The sequence below is a fragment of the Kosakonia sp. CFBP8986 genome, assembly GCF_034044935.1.
GTDB lineage: Bacteria > Pseudomonadota > Gammaproteobacteria > Enterobacterales > Enterobacteriaceae > Kosakonia > Kosakonia cowanii.
Genome location: NZ_JAXCXB010000004.1, coordinates 350,685 through 363,174 on the forward strand (window position 1 = coordinate 350,685; position 12,490 = coordinate 363,174).

14 protein-coding genes are annotated in these 12,490 nt (G+C 56.5%); 1 reads left to right on the forward strand and 13 read right to left on the reverse strand.

Annotation, left to right across the window (positions count from 1 at the left end; translation table 11 throughout):
* Window positions 1-113: 113 nt before the first annotated feature.
* From SOM48_RS11195 to SOM48_RS11255, 13 genes are all read right to left on the reverse strand, one after another.
* Window positions 114-1,262: a phage late control D family protein gene (locus tag SOM48_RS11195; protein WP_320511935.1), complete on the reverse strand. Its 1,149-nt coding sequence runs from the start codon at window positions 1,260-1,262 to the stop codon at window positions 114-116.
* Entirely contained in the window at window positions 1,262-1,738 is a 477-nt protein-coding gene (locus SOM48_RS11200) for a phage tail protein (RefSeq protein ID WP_139567155.1), read from the reverse strand. Before SOM48_RS11200 ends, SOM48_RS11195 begins: the two co-directional genes overlap by 1 nt.
* Before the next feature lie 14 nt (window positions 1,739-1,752).
* Entirely contained in the window at window positions 1,753-4,239 is a 2,487-nt protein-coding gene (locus SOM48_RS11205) for a phage tail tape measure protein (RefSeq protein ID WP_320511936.1), read from the reverse strand.
* A complete protein-coding gene (locus SOM48_RS11210; protein WP_014343413.1) occupies window positions 4,232-4,351 on the reverse strand; it encodes a GpE family phage tail protein in 120 nt (39 codons plus the stop codon). Before SOM48_RS11210 ends, SOM48_RS11205 begins: the two co-directional genes overlap by 8 nt.
* Before the next feature lie 32 nt (window positions 4,352-4,383).
* On the reverse strand, window positions 4,384-4,659 hold the full coding sequence (locus SOM48_RS11215) for a phage tail assembly protein (protein WP_320511937.1): 276 nt from the start codon (window positions 4,657-4,659) through the stop codon (window positions 4,384-4,386).
* A gap of 61 nt (window positions 4,660-4,720) precedes the next feature.
* Window positions 4,721-5,239 carry a phage major tail tube protein gene (locus SOM48_RS11220; RefSeq protein WP_042715557.1) on the reverse strand — a complete coding sequence of 173 codons (519 nt, stop codon included), beginning with the start codon at window positions 5,237-5,239 and terminating at the stop codon, window positions 4,721-4,723.
* A gap of 13 nt (window positions 5,240-5,252) precedes the next feature.
* Complete coding sequence (locus SOM48_RS11225; protein ID WP_320511938.1) at window positions 5,253-6,443, reverse strand: phage tail sheath protein; 1,191 nt, start codon at window positions 6,441-6,443, stop codon at window positions 5,253-5,255.
* A gap of 330 nt (window positions 6,444-6,773) precedes the next feature.
* Entirely contained in the window at window positions 6,774-7,205 is a 432-nt protein-coding gene (locus SOM48_RS11230) for a tail fiber assembly protein (RefSeq protein WP_320511939.1), read from the reverse strand.
* Window positions 7,206-7,207: 2 nt separating this feature from the next.
* Window positions 7,208-9,184 carry a phage tail-collar fiber domain-containing protein gene (locus tag SOM48_RS11235; protein ID WP_320511940.1) on the reverse strand — a complete coding sequence of 659 codons (1,977 nt, stop codon included), beginning with the start codon at window positions 9,182-9,184 and terminating at the stop codon, window positions 7,208-7,210.
* An 11-nt stretch (window positions 9,185-9,195) separates the two neighbouring features.
* Entirely contained in the window at window positions 9,196-9,726 is a 531-nt protein-coding gene (locus SOM48_RS11240; RefSeq protein ID WP_320511941.1) for a phage tail protein I, read from the reverse strand.
* Window positions 9,719-10,627, reverse strand: coding sequence for a baseplate assembly protein (locus SOM48_RS11245; RefSeq protein ID WP_320511942.1), 909 nt, complete (start codon window positions 10,625-10,627; stop codon window positions 9,719-9,721). The genes SOM48_RS11240 and SOM48_RS11245 overlap by 8 nt, the downstream gene beginning before the upstream one ends.
* A gap of 3 nt (window positions 10,628-10,630) precedes the next feature.
* Window positions 10,631-10,978 carry a GPW/gp25 family protein gene (locus tag SOM48_RS11250; protein WP_320511943.1) on the reverse strand — a complete coding sequence of 116 codons (348 nt, stop codon included), beginning with the start codon at window positions 10,976-10,978 and terminating at the stop codon, window positions 10,631-10,633.
* Window positions 10,975-11,610, reverse strand: a complete 636-nt coding sequence (locus tag SOM48_RS11255) for a phage baseplate assembly protein V (RefSeq protein ID WP_320511944.1) — start codon at window positions 11,608-11,610, stop codon at window positions 10,975-10,977. The genes SOM48_RS11250 and SOM48_RS11255 overlap by 4 nt, the downstream gene beginning before the upstream one ends.
* 119 nt (window positions 11,611-11,729) lie before the next feature.
* Here SOM48_RS11255 and SOM48_RS11260 point away from each other — a divergent pair, with 119 nt between their 5' ends.
* Entirely contained in the window at window positions 11,730-12,488 is a 759-nt protein-coding gene (locus SOM48_RS11260; protein WP_320511945.1) for a hypothetical protein, read from the forward strand.
* Window positions 12,489-12,490: the final 2 nt, after the last annotated feature.

Below are 12,490 nucleotides of genomic sequence, written 5' to 3' on the forward strand. Positions count from 1 at the left end.
GATCCCTTTTATCAATGCGGACAACTTTACTAATGCCTAGCATATAGTTTACGTCGTTTGCTATGTAGATAAAACGCCCAAGGAACAAGATTAACTATTCTGGGCGCGTTGATTTAACTATCTATATCATTTGCGTCATAATCGATATCGGAAACCCTTACCTCAAGCTCTAGAGATGTGGTGTAACCATTGCTATTAAGCGCATGGGTCACTTTAGTAATTATCCACGCCTGATCGTCAATGATGCTTTTGAATCCTGATACCGCAACCGGTGTCTCGGGATAAAGATCGGCACGGCCAAGCGCCAGCGTGATGGAAAACTCCGCCACGCCGCGCTGTAACTTGTCCCATTTCGCCTGCGCCGCGCGCATCGCCTGCGCTTTTGTTGAGAAAACGGTCGTCAGGGCAAAGACGTTATCTGCCTCCCCGGCCATATATTCGCCCTGGCGTGCTTCAGGCTCTTTCTCTTCCTTCTTTTTTGCGTTCGGATGCTTCGGGGTGCCCGCCTGCTGCTCCTTTGGCTTGCGCTTCACCTTCACTTTTTTCGGCTTCGGCTCTTTGGTGTGCAGCCACTGAGCCGTTACGCCGGTGTAAGCGCCCCGGTCAGCGATGGAAAACTGATGCCGGTCGCCATCACTGCGGACGATGGTGACCTGCGGAATGGGTTTCCCGCTCGCGGTGAGCGCCTTTCCGGCCTGGAGGAATAACAGTTTCCCGGATTTAACCGACACCTCGCCGCCGTTCCGGTCAGCGAGCCGCGTCAGAAATTTGATATCCGACTCCTGCGACTGGTCGATATGCGGGATCGCAATCCGGGCAAGCTCGGGTGCGACAGCCGCCTCCAGTTTGTTACGCGCCGCGATGGCTCCGACAATCATGCCGAGGGTTTTATCATGCCATGACTGCTCACGCCGCGAATTGAGCGAGCCCCGAAAATCCGCGCTGCGGGCGCGGATGGTCACCGTATCAGGTGCGCCCCGGTGCTCTACCTCATCCACGGTAAACCGGCCTTTCTCAATAAGCGCCGACCCTTTCCACCCGAGCCAGAGTGACAGCACTGCACCGCGCACCGGCAGCACGACCCGCCCGTCGGCGTCGTTGAGCTCAAGGTCGAGCTGGTCAGCCTCAAAGCCCCGGTTGTCGGTCATGGTCAGGCTTATCAGGCGATCGCTGATGTTGCCGGTAATATCCTTGCTCTCGATTTTCAGCATATAGGCCGGGGTGAGCGTGCTCCCCGGCGAGCTGTAAAGGGCATCAGTCATCAGAACCCCAGCGACGATGTGATTTTGGTTGCGGCGTCTTTGGCCTTGCCGGCCAGTTCACCGGCCTGTTTATTCAGGTCGCCATAGATGGCCGCGAGCGACTCATCAACACGCGTGAGCGCCAGATTAAACGTGATTTTTCGCGGCGAGCCGTCCGTGAAAAACTCCGCGCCGGTCTCGCTGACGCTGTTGATAACGTACATCCCGTAAATCATCCCGTTGCCCGACAGGAGAGGCCACGCCCGCCCCTCTTCAGCCATCAGCCTGACCGCCGTCAGGGTCAGTTTGCCGCCGGTGATCTCCGGGTAAAGCTCACCGCTGAGGGTGATTTTCTCCTCCCCGACGCCGAGAAACTGAAAGGCGTCACGCTTGCCGATGCGGCTGTTTGACGGCCAGCGATATTCCGCGTCCCGCTGCATGCTCTGAAAGGGCAGCGTCTGGCGCATGAATACGAAAAACCCGAGTGCGAGCATCATGTTATTTGTCCTCCTTATCCATCGTGTCGCATGCTGGAGCGGTCACGGGCGCGCTTGTCCCGGTCGGCTTTCTCGATGGCGTCCTGCAACTGCCGCCCGAGATCGCCACCCGGCGCGCCGCCGTTATTCATCGTGATGGTGTAATTGCTCTGACGGTTGTCGACGTAAGATTTCCCGCCCGGCGCGGTCACCGGCTGATAAGCCTGATACCCGCCATAGTTCGCGGTCGCCGGTACATAGGCGCTTCCCGTATTTACTGCACCGGCAGTTTCCCCCGCGCGGGCAGCGCTGACTTTCCCGGCTGTCTGGTCAATCGTGCCCGACTCCTTGTTAATCACGCCGAGCTTTTCAAGCACCCAGTCTATGCCCGCTTTCAGCTTGTTAAATGCCCTGAGTGGCAGCATCAGCGAATCCGCCAGCGCCTGCCCGAACCGCACCCCCGCATCCCGGCAGGAGTTGAGCTGCTCCTGCGAGGACTTCACCGGCTCAAGCAGGTTTTTAAACCAGTCCCATGCGGCCTTAAGCTTTTCGCCCAGCCAGTCAAACATCGGTTTAAGGGGGGAAAACAGTTCCCCGACCGGAGCGAATGCAGCCTTAAGCCCCTCCATCACTCCCCCGAAAAAGGCGGAAATAGGCTCCCAGTATTTGCGGATGAGCAGCGCCCCGGCGACGATGGCAACACCAATGGCGACAATCGGCCAGGTGAGCGCGCCGAGTACCGTCATGATCGCGCCGCCGACCACACTGAACACTGTCCCCAGCACGCCCGCTGTGGCAACGATGGCATTAATGCCGGTAATCACCGGCCAGACGACAAGACCGATACCACCGAGCACCGCTATCACACCGGCAACCGCGCCGGTCAGCATGACGATTTTTGTCACCAGTTCGGGGTTTTTGCCTACCCAGGCATTTAATTTTCCCAGCCATCCGGTGACGGCCTGCGTCAGTTTGCGGACACTCTTGTCCATTTCCGCGAACACCTGAAAACGCAGGTGAGCAAATTCGCCCTGGAGTTTCGCCACATCGCCCGACAGGTTGTCGCGCAGGGTGCCGCCCATTCTTTCAGCGGCACCGCTGACCTCCCCGAGCTCGTTGCGTGTCCCGGCCAGTGCCGAAAGAAACTTCGGTATCTGGTCAACGGACAAATCTTCTATCGGCGTGCCAAAAAGCATGATGGCGGTGTTTGCCCGCTCTGCCGGGTCTTTGATTTTTAACAACCCCTTCGCCGTCTTCTGCATCGCCTGACGTGCTTTTTCTCCGCCGCTGGCGATGGCTGTCGACATTTTTGCCGCATTCAGGCCAATTTTCTTGTAAGCCTCGACGCTGTTTTTTGACATATCCGAGCCGCGAATACTGAACTCTTTAATCGCATCACCGGTTTTATCGAGGGCAAACTTACCCTGGCGGGACATATCAACAAGCAGCGACATCGCCTCCGCGCCGGTAAAGCCCATGCTGCGGAAATGGGTCGAATATTCGTGAAGGATTTCCGGCAGTTCACCACGCATTTGCGCAGAGACTTTCTGCATGCCCGAGACAAGCAAATCCATCGCCTCATCGCTGTTTGGAGCGAGACCATTTTTCATCATGATCGCCGCTATCTGGATGCTCTCGGGCACGTCATTACCGAAAGTCGTCTGCATATCCAGTGCCTTACGGGTAATGCGGCTGAGCTCTGCCTCACCGGTTGCACCGAATGTGCCGAGGGTGCTGCGCACCGCTGACAGCGCCTCGGTGATTTGCTCGATGTTATCGCTGACGCCCGAGCCGTTAATGTCCTGAATAATGTGCGTGTACTGCTTCCCCTGTTCGGCGCTTTCTCCCTGCCGCGCGGCTATCAGCGTGCCGCTTTTCTGTGTTTCCACGACCGGTGCCATCATGCGACTGCCCGCGTACAGGCTCGCCGTTCCGATACCGAATGCCGCCGCGCCGGTGTTTCTCACGCCCGCCGCGATCGCTTTCCCGCGCTCGTACCGCTTACTTACGGCGTTGAGTTTCTCCTGCTGACGGCTGACCCGGATAAGCTCCGCGCGCTGTTGCTCCATCGTCGCAGTGGTGCGGGCAATATCGTTGCGCAGGCTTCGCTCGGCACCGGATAAATTACGCGTATCAATACCGGCATCCCTCAGCGCGGTACGCTGGCGGTGTGCGGATTCTTTGAGGCTGTCATATTTAGTTTTTAATGCGGCGGCGCTGCGTCTGGCCTCCTCAAACGCCTTAACCTGTGCGCGTGTCGGGCTGGCTGTGCTGCGCATCTCTGCGGCCAGTCTGGCGACATCCTCCTGCGCTTTTTTCATGGCGTGACCGGTGACAGCCAGCTGACCGCTGGTCTTACGAAAGCCCTCAATGCGCCCGGCCTGCGCATTCAGCTCCCGTAACTCACCCTGTGAGGTGCGGATATTTCCCGCCAGCGTGCGGCTGGCGTCCTGTACGGCTTTAAACGGGCGGGTCGCCTGGTCAACGGCCTTGAGCAATACCTGAAGTTTTACATCACTCATTGGTGTTTCCGCTTCGCTGGAGCGCTTTTTCGCGCCATGTGGTGAGCTCGGTCAGGCTCATGGGATAAAGCTCTGATGGCGGCCAGTGAAAGATCACCGCGATATCCGCCATCAGGTCATCAACCGACAGATTTTTCGGGAAGGTTACTGCACCGAACTCGGCGACAAAAAACCGATCACCTTACCGGCCAGTGCCACAAGGTCAGGCAGCTCCAGCGACGCGACCTCATGCTCGGTCAGCGACGGGGACGTCACGCGCGGCAGCACCTTAATCAGTGCATCGACGTCAGAGTTTGCCACCGAGGCCAGACTGACGCCGCGCAGCGTCCCGGCGGTGGGCTTCATCAGGGTGACCTGCTCGATAACCTGCTCGCCGCGTTTAACCGGGTTTTCCAGGGTGATTACGTTGTCGTTTGTCATGGTGTTCTCGTCCTAATCAGGTTTCAGGGTTAACCGGCCAGCGGCGCTGACCGGGTGAGGATTACAGGCCGATATTGCGGCGGTGCTGTTCGAGGCGGTCGGTGCCGTTCACCTTCTCGACCATATTGAGGGTGTCGATTTCGATGAGTTCTTTACCGTCCATCGTCAGGCGGAAATAGGTGCAGATAACCGAGATTTTTGACTCGGTGTCTTCGCCCTGCTTGCCCTCGCCGGTGTCGATTTCCTTCTGACGCCCCCGCATAACCACCTCAACGGCCACGGTTTCGCCGGTGTCGTCACGCTGGTAGGAGCCCGCAAAACGGATCGGCACAGCATCAACGCCGGTTGCGCCGTAGAGCTCCCAGATAGCGGAATCGGGGAAGCCACCGAGCGACCACTCCATCGAGAGCGCATCATCATCGAGCCCCATATCAACCGGCGCGACGCCGTTCATCCCCGCCCCGCGATAGTTTTCCAGCTTGCGGGTGAGCTTCGGCAGGGTGATGGATTTGGCGATCCCCTGATAGCTGAAGCCATTCAGAAACACATTCATGTATTTGAGCTTGCGCGGCATGGCCATTTAATCAGGCTCCTTATTTGCTGTTGACGGCCGAGACCAGCGTCGCCAGATATTTATCGGTGATGCGCTGGCGCAGGGTCAGATTTTCGAGAGGGGGAACCGGCGTATAGTCATAATCGATATACAGTTTTCCGGCCTTGAGGGTCTCCTTGTCGTTGGCTTCCTCGTCAAACCAGCAGGTCGCATCGATGATGTAACCGTTGGTTTTCAGCTCGCGGAATCTGGCATTGATGCCATCAACGATGTCGCGGATGAGCGTCGCGGTGATCGGCTTGTCGACCGCCCACATATGCGCCGCCGCCATCGTGTCAGCGATAACCTGTGCGGTGCGGGTATAGTTCTCAAAAAGGAATAACGGATCGTCAGAGCAGGTGCGGTTACCCCAGAAGCGGAAACCATCCTTGCGGACAAGCGTCGTGATGCCCGCCTCGTTGAGCAGGTCGGCATCGGTGCCGGGCTCCTGCAAATCCCAGAACACGCTTGCGCTGATGCCGGTGACGCCGTTCACGCCAACGTTAGAGAGGGTTTTATGCCAGCCGACAGACTGGTCGATAGCGGCGCGCAGGCCGAGCGCGCGGGCGGTAGCGTAAGCCGTGGCGGTAGTGCTGGTCACGGTGTCCCAGGCGAGAAAATCCGGCCAGATAATCATCAGCTCGCGCTGGCTGAAGTTATCGCGGTATTTAATGGCCTCCGAGACCGTTTTACAGCCCCACGCGCTGATGTAGCCAAACGCGCGCAGCTTCTGGCAGACAGGCGCAAGGGCGGTCGCCACCTCCTGCGTGTCGTAACCCGGCACGCCAAGAATACGCGGTTTGACGCCGGTCACCGCTTCGGCGGTCAGCAGGGCTTTCAGCCCGGTGTACTTCCCGTTCTCATCCGTGGTGCCGATGATGTTGGAAAGGGTCTGCGCGAAAGCGGCCTCCTCATCGTCGTCGGTGCCCTCGGCTACGCGCACGACGACAATCACCGGTTTTGACTGGTCGGCGATGGCCTGTAGCGAGGCGGCAAGGGTGCCTTTTTTTCCGGCCTTAGCGATGGCGCTCTGGACGCTGGTAATCAGTACCGGCTCATTGAGGGGGAATGTTGCCGGGTCAGCATCGTCTGCCGTGCAGACCATGCCGACAATGGCCGTTGAGACGGTGGAAATAACGCGCGTGCCGTCGTTGATTTCGACAACCTGCACGCCGTGATGATAATCACTCATCCGTTTAACTCCGTGGTGTTGGGGTGAGTGCTATTTTCCAGGGTGTGCGGGGGCGGGGCTATTTATCCGGGATGGGTGCCGTGCTGGACAACAACGGACAAGAAAAATATATCGTACTGCTGCGCTTGTTGTTGATGAGCGCCAGGCCATGCTTAATTAACCCGAGAAGATACCCGCCCAACCCAGGGTAAAATGCTCACGGATGAGCCCGATGACGTGCAATATCGCGATTATAATAAGACACGCGCAAAAACATTGCCCTCACGATGGAGGGCTTTTTTTGCGCTTACCTTCCGGAGACGTTAAAAGTGTGGGTTATGACCAGCCTGGCTATTCAGGTTGCTCCGGCCATGAATCCGGCAGGCTATCAGTCACGACAGCATCAACTGCCTGTGCATACCGCATCCAGTCGGTCAGGCGCTGCTTATCCGCATCGCTGATAATCCCGAGTGAAAGCTGCGTCTGCCATAGCTGCGTTTTTTCCCTGACCGTGCGTAGCCGCGTCTGCTTTTCTTCCTCCGCCTGCTTCATCCGCTCCGCTATGGTCGGGGGCGCGGGGTCGGCAAGAACAGGCTGACCGTATTCATTAGCGGCTATACATTTTCCTTCCGCTTGTCCGGCGAGCAGATGCTCATACCAGCGATCGGAAACAGGCGTTGCATCGGACGGCCATGAATCCGCCGCCTCATAATCCGGCCTGAGCATAACCGGATAAAAGGAGTTGGTGCCCGCGCTGTAAAAGTAATTAATATTTTCCTGCATGATTAATACCCTATCGCTATCCAGTAACAACCATTCAGGTCAGTACCCGCCTGAAAACCCGTTCTTGATACGCTTCTCACTGATGAAAGGTTGCCATCCCCGGCACCCATTCCCGTCCGGTCTACGGTACATGAAATACTCACGCAGGCAGACGGGAAAGCGATCGGGAATGAGAGGTTTGAATATCCGGCAGCTTTGCTGTTGTACCGCCCCCACTGCGTGATCATTCCCGTCGATGCATCTTTAAACCAGCCGTTAACCGCCTTTGCCGCCGTGTTTTTTGACTGGAAAAGCGCATTTGATTCCGCTTTTGTGTAGGCCTGGCCTGCGGGGGTGTAACTCCCCCTCAACTGGTAGCGGGCGTCAAAGTTCGCATAGCTGGTTGGAAGCATCTGAGCGCTGCACTGCCAGTTACCACTGGTGTCGAGATACGCGTGCCCGTCAGTGCTGTTTACGGTTCTGGCATTATTAATCATATACATGCCGAACTGAGCATTACCCAGGCCACCGAGGAAAAACTGGCGGTCAGCGTGATCCTGTCTCAACAAAGCCTGTGCGTTGTTGTTAGCCACCTTACTCCCGCCATACATGACTTTCTGGTCGCGCATACTGATCCAGCTGCCTGAGTAGCTGTTGAGACAAAAGCCATTCGCCCTGACTTCTGCGTTAGTGTCGATATCACCTGTAACCGTCAGCGGGCTTTTGCTCTCAACTTTTTCTTTCTGAAAACGGAATACATGCCCGCTGTTTGCATACACGTCGAGCACGCCATCGCCATTCTGTTTAATGCCTGTATCGTTATCACCAAAACAGATGGAGTTTCCACCGAGTGCGTTGCTCGTTCCCAGACCAAGACCACCGGTGATGATTGCGCCATTCCCTAATGAGACCTGACCACTTCTCATATTGAGATAGAAAGGGCGTAATTGTCCTATGGGACCTTTTTCTCCCTGATTCTCGGCGGTCGGGATGAGATAGAAATTATCCTCTGACCGTCTGAAAATGACGCCGTAAGAAGCATCATAAATACGCAGCGCATCAGGCACACCGCCGATTTTAAGCTGGCCTGTCATGTTATCGCCCGCGCGGCTTACCCGGCTGTTGGCATTATCATTTACCGCCCTGACTGCTTTGGGTGTCGCGGCAAATACTTCTGACACGCTGTCGGTTGCACTGCTGAGCTGCACAATACCTTTGCGCGCCGTGGTGGCGTCCTGTGCGGTGTATTTGGCGCTGGCGAGATCATACGCCGCCTTAACAGCTTTCGGTGTCGCAGCGGTCGTCTCAGCGGTGCTGTCAGTGGCGCTGCTGAGCTGCACAATACCTTTGCGCCCTGTGGTGGCGTCCTGCGCGCTGTATTTGGCGCTGGCGAGGTCAAACACTGCTTTAACGGCTTTCGGGGTTGCTGCGAACGTCTCCGATGTGCTGTCGGTGGCGCTGCTGAGCTGCGTAAAGCCTTTCGCGCTGAGCGTCGCGTCAGGGTGGCGGCGCGACTGCTCATGCTCCAGGAGCTTACTGTCGACATAATCCTGCGAGGCAAGCACGGTTGTTGCATCGATACTCAGCTCAACGGAGGTCAGATCTGACAGGATGATAACCATGCGCAGGGTCTGCGCCCGCCCGGAACCCTCTTCAAGCTTTGGCTTGTAGCTTTCGGCCATATTGCTGACGGCAACCAGCGTACCGGTATCGTCATAAAGCCCCATTTCACGCAGCCAGAAGCCGCCCGTTTCCGGCGGGATAATCAGCTCGGCCATGATGTAATTCTTGTGTTTGTTGTCCTGGCTGATCCTGTTTAATTTTCCGCGCCAGACCTCATTAATCAGTTTCGTCTGACTGGCAGCGGGCTCGGGAAGCTTGCCGCCGCCGTCGCCAACGGCCATCGCGGTGATATTGACTTTTTTACCGCCCGGTGTGAGCGCGGCGGCAAATTTTGCCGCGCCTACGGTGGTGACCACCGTTCTGTATTTCGTTGCCATGTTCTTCTCGCTTAACCCGGATAAACCGTTGTAATGTCGCCGCTGTATTGCGTCCCGCCGGCAAAGAGATATCCCGCAATATCCTGAATAATATTGAGCCCGATAAGATGGCGGCTCGCCGGTTTCGCATCGGCAATAAGCCGCTCCATCTCCTGAAACATTTCCTCCGTAATCCCGGTCTCTAGGACGCCGATATCAAGCCGGAATGTTCCCGGCGGGTCGTTGTTTTCCCACCACTCGATAACATTGATGACATAGCCGAGCGGCTCAACGACACGACGCACAGCGCCGATGGTCCCCTTGTGGCAGTGGATGAAATACGCGCTGCGGATCACATCCCGTTTCGTTTCTTCCGGCCAGTGCTCGTCCCACCGGTCGACCGAAAACGCCCAGGCCAGCCACGGCAGGAGCTGCACCGGGCAGGTGTCGGGATTCCACAGACGCCGCAACGGTATCGGGGTGTTTTCGATATCGGCACAGGCACGCGCCGCCGCCACCTCAAGCGGGGACGAGCCCACCGGCAACAGGCGCGACTCACTCATCAGAGCCCCCGATCACAATCTGATAATCCGTGCAGTAAGAGGCCTGGGTGCTGTCGAGCACAATGTCAGAAACCGGCGCGGCGAGCTCGACCCGCTGCACCCCCTCAACGTGCAGGGCGGCATAAATGGCGGATTTGCGGATATCGCGCCCGAGCCGGTGCTGCGCGGTGATGTATGCGCCGAGCTTTGCTTCGGCGGCGCTGCGCACCGGCTCACTTTCGGGGCCAGGGTAGAGATAAAGGGTGGCGTTAATCCGGTAATCGACAATGCTGGCCGACTGTACCGTCACGCGGTCAGCCACCGGCCTGACGTCCTCGTCGTTGAGTGCATTACGCACCACGGTCAGGAGTTCCTCAGAGGCCGCGCCGTTGCCCTCGCGGGATAGCACCGAGACCGTGACACAGGCCGCTTGCGGGCTGGTCACAGAGATATCAGCGACCCGCCCGTCAGCGCTGCGCCCGTGAAACTCATACGCGCCGACAGACCCGGCCACGCTAAGCCCTTCGAGCGCCTGCTGGATGCGCAGACGAAAATCGCTGTCGGATTCCAGCACCGCCGCCACGGGCGGGAATGCCTCTTCATCTGCCGGGGTGATCACCAGACGCGAGACGTTGTAATTCGCCCCGATCACATCCAGGTCGTTACCGGCAGCGAAGGCGAGCATGGTTGCGCGCGCGGCCTCGTTAACACGCTGACGCCAGATAACTTCCCGGTAGGCATTTTCCTCAAGGAATTTGGTCAGCGGCTCCGATTCGAGCGCCAGCGTGCGGGCGACCGCCTCCTGTTGCTCTGCCGGAAACAACGAGACAAGCGTCGCCTTGCGCTCAGTCAGAATGCTTTCGTAATCGAGCTGCTCGACCACATCAGGCGCGGGGAGCTGGCTTAAATCAACAATCGGCATGGGTTAGCTCACAGGGATGGTTAACGAAAGGGGTTCGCCGGTGGTGGCAATCTCGCCGGTCAGGCTGACCACCATACGGCCATCAAAATGACGCTCGGTCGTCACCGCGCTTAGCGTGATACGCGGCTCCCACTTCAGCACGGCAAAATAGCAGGCCACCTTAATTTGCAGCTCAAGCGCCGGGGTCTGGGGCTGGTCAATCAGGGAGGACAACAGCGAGCCGTAATCACGGCGCATCACCCGCGAGCCTACAGGCGTGCGCAGGATATCGCTGAGGCTCTGGCTGATGTGTTCCGCATCCGTCAGCGCCCTGCCGGTGCTGCGGCTAATACCGATATAACGCGCGGTCATAGTGGCGCTCCGGTTGTTCCGCCGCTGTCGCCGGGGTGTTTATGGGTGTGCAGTACCTTACCGTTAGAGGAGAGCGCGCCGCCGGTGTGCTCGATGTTGCCGCGCAGGGTGCCGCCCAGCTGCACTTCCAGCGAGCCGGTGATCATCTTGTTGGTGCAGACCACTTCCGGCGTATCGAGCGTGATGCGCGAGGACGCTTTAACGGTCACCACAGGCACCGTCGCGGTAAGGGATTCAGAGGCGGTTACCGTGGCGGTTTTGATGCCGCTGACGGTCAGGGCGCTGGTTTTGGGTTCGTACTCAATTACCGCGCCATCGGGGAATGCAACATGCCACGCATCTGCTGAGGCAGACGGGGCGGGGTTGCCGTCGGAAAAAATGCCCGGCAGCACAAAGGCGGTATCGAGCTCGCCGCCCACGGCCAGAATAAGCACCTGCTCGCCGATGGACGGTGCCCACCATGTGCGGGCGCGACCGGCGCGCTGCGTCAGCCACTGGAGCCAGTCGGTAACGATGCCGCCGGTCTGCACACGGCAGCGCCCGGTAATGAGATCGGTTTCGACCACAATGCCGGTGCGTACCATGTTGCGGAGTACGCGGGCAAGTTCATTGATGTTTGCTGGTATGTTCATGGACATGATGATGTTATTTTATTAATCGGCGATCAAAGCAAAGGCATTGGCTGAGCCACTAACCAACCTCTTTGTAAAAATGATGAGGTATGGGCTAACACTGTCAAAAAGGAGCTACCATGTTTAACTCACTGGATACAATAATCGAAAGCTCAAATAAAATGATTGGCGTGAGTGTATTTCTGTATATTTTATTTTCAGGAGGAATAGGTGTTATGTTTAAAATAATCCTAACACCATTAAAAATAAAAATAACAAATGCAAAACTAAGCAAGCTCGATACCGAATTGTTTGACCTCCAACTCCTACGTCTTTTTCATGGTATAAATGTTGAGACAAAGCAAGATGCGGAGTTAGTGCAGCTCGCCATAACTCAAAACGTACTCACAAAGAAAGATTTTCGATTTCTATCTTTCAGCCCTGCAATAGGGAAATACAAAAGAAGCAAAATTGAATTACTCCCGTTAACATTGTTTCTTTTGGCTATGTTCATCGTGTCGTTCAATATTGCCTCAACCCTTCAAGGAAACAAATACGGTTACGCAATTTTCAGTGAAGGCGACAACCAAGTCCTTGTATCTAAAAATAAGATATACAATCCAAAACTTAAAAGCTACATCACCAAACGAGAGTGCAGACAGTTGCCCATAGACTCACCCTCAATAATAAAATCATCCTGCCGTTTCATTACTACAGATGATGCAGACGCTCATGACGAACTGAATAATGCAATCGAAAGCAATAACACGGGAGCAATAGTTTTATTTTCATTGCTTGTGATTATTCTTTTTGTTGTTTTTCTTGGGTGTGTATCTTACGCTCAGTATTTCAGAACCAACAATATTCTCTGCCAATTCAAAGAAGATGCTAATCGATAAAA

Bases quoted from the DNA above. Each gene is read 5' to 3' on its own strand.
- SOM48_RS11245 (WP_320511942.1), bottom strand. From the start codon at position 10,627: ATGCCGATTGTTGATTTAAGCCAGCTCCCCGCGCCTGATGTGGTCGAG.
- SOM48_RS11250 (WP_320511943.1), bottom strand. From the start codon at position 10,978: ATGACCGCGCGTTATATCGGTATTAGCCGCAGCACCGGCAGGGCGCTG.
- SOM48_RS11200 (WP_139567155.1), bottom strand. From the start codon at position 1,738: ATGATGCTCGCACTCGGGTTTTTCGTATTCATGCGCCAGACGCTGCCC.
- SOM48_RS11260 (WP_320511945.1), top strand. From the start codon at position 11,730: ATGTTTAACTCACTGGATACAATAATCGAAAGCTCAAATAAAATGATT.
- SOM48_RS11240 (WP_320511941.1), bottom strand. From the start codon at position 9,726: ATGAGTGAGTCGCGCCTGTTGCCGGTGGGCTCGTCCCCGCTTGAGGTG.
- SOM48_RS11215 (WP_320511937.1), bottom strand. From the start codon at position 4,659: ATGACAAACGACAACGTAATCACCCTGGAAAACCCGGTTAAACGCGGC.
- SOM48_RS11220 (WP_042715557.1), bottom strand. From the start codon at position 5,239: ATGGCCATGCCGCGCAAGCTCAAATACATGAATGTGTTTCTGAATGGC.
- SOM48_RS11195 (WP_320511935.1), bottom strand. From the start codon at position 1,262: ATGACTGATGCCCTTTACAGCTCGCCGGGGAGCACGCTCACCCCGGCC.
- SOM48_RS11230 (WP_320511939.1), bottom strand. From the start codon at position 7,205: ATGCAGGAAAATATTAATTACTTTTACAGCGCGGGCACCAACTCCTTT.
- SOM48_RS11205 (WP_320511936.1), bottom strand. From the start codon at position 4,239: ATGAGTGATGTAAAACTTCAGGTATTGCTCAAGGCCGTTGACCAGGCG.
- SOM48_RS11235 (WP_320511940.1), bottom strand. From the start codon at position 9,184: ATGGCAACGAAATACAGAACGGTGGTCACCACCGTAGGCGCGGCAAAA.
- SOM48_RS11255 (WP_320511944.1), bottom strand. From the start codon at position 11,610: ATGAACATACCAGCAAACATCAATGAACTTGCCCGCGTACTCCGCAAC.
- SOM48_RS11225 (WP_320511938.1), bottom strand. From the start codon at position 6,443: ATGAGTGATTATCATCACGGCGTGCAGGTTGTCGAAATCAACGACGGC.
- SOM48_RS11210 (WP_014343413.1), bottom strand. From the start codon at position 4,351: ATGGCGGATATCGCGGTGATCTTTCACTGGCCGCCATCAGAGCTTTAT.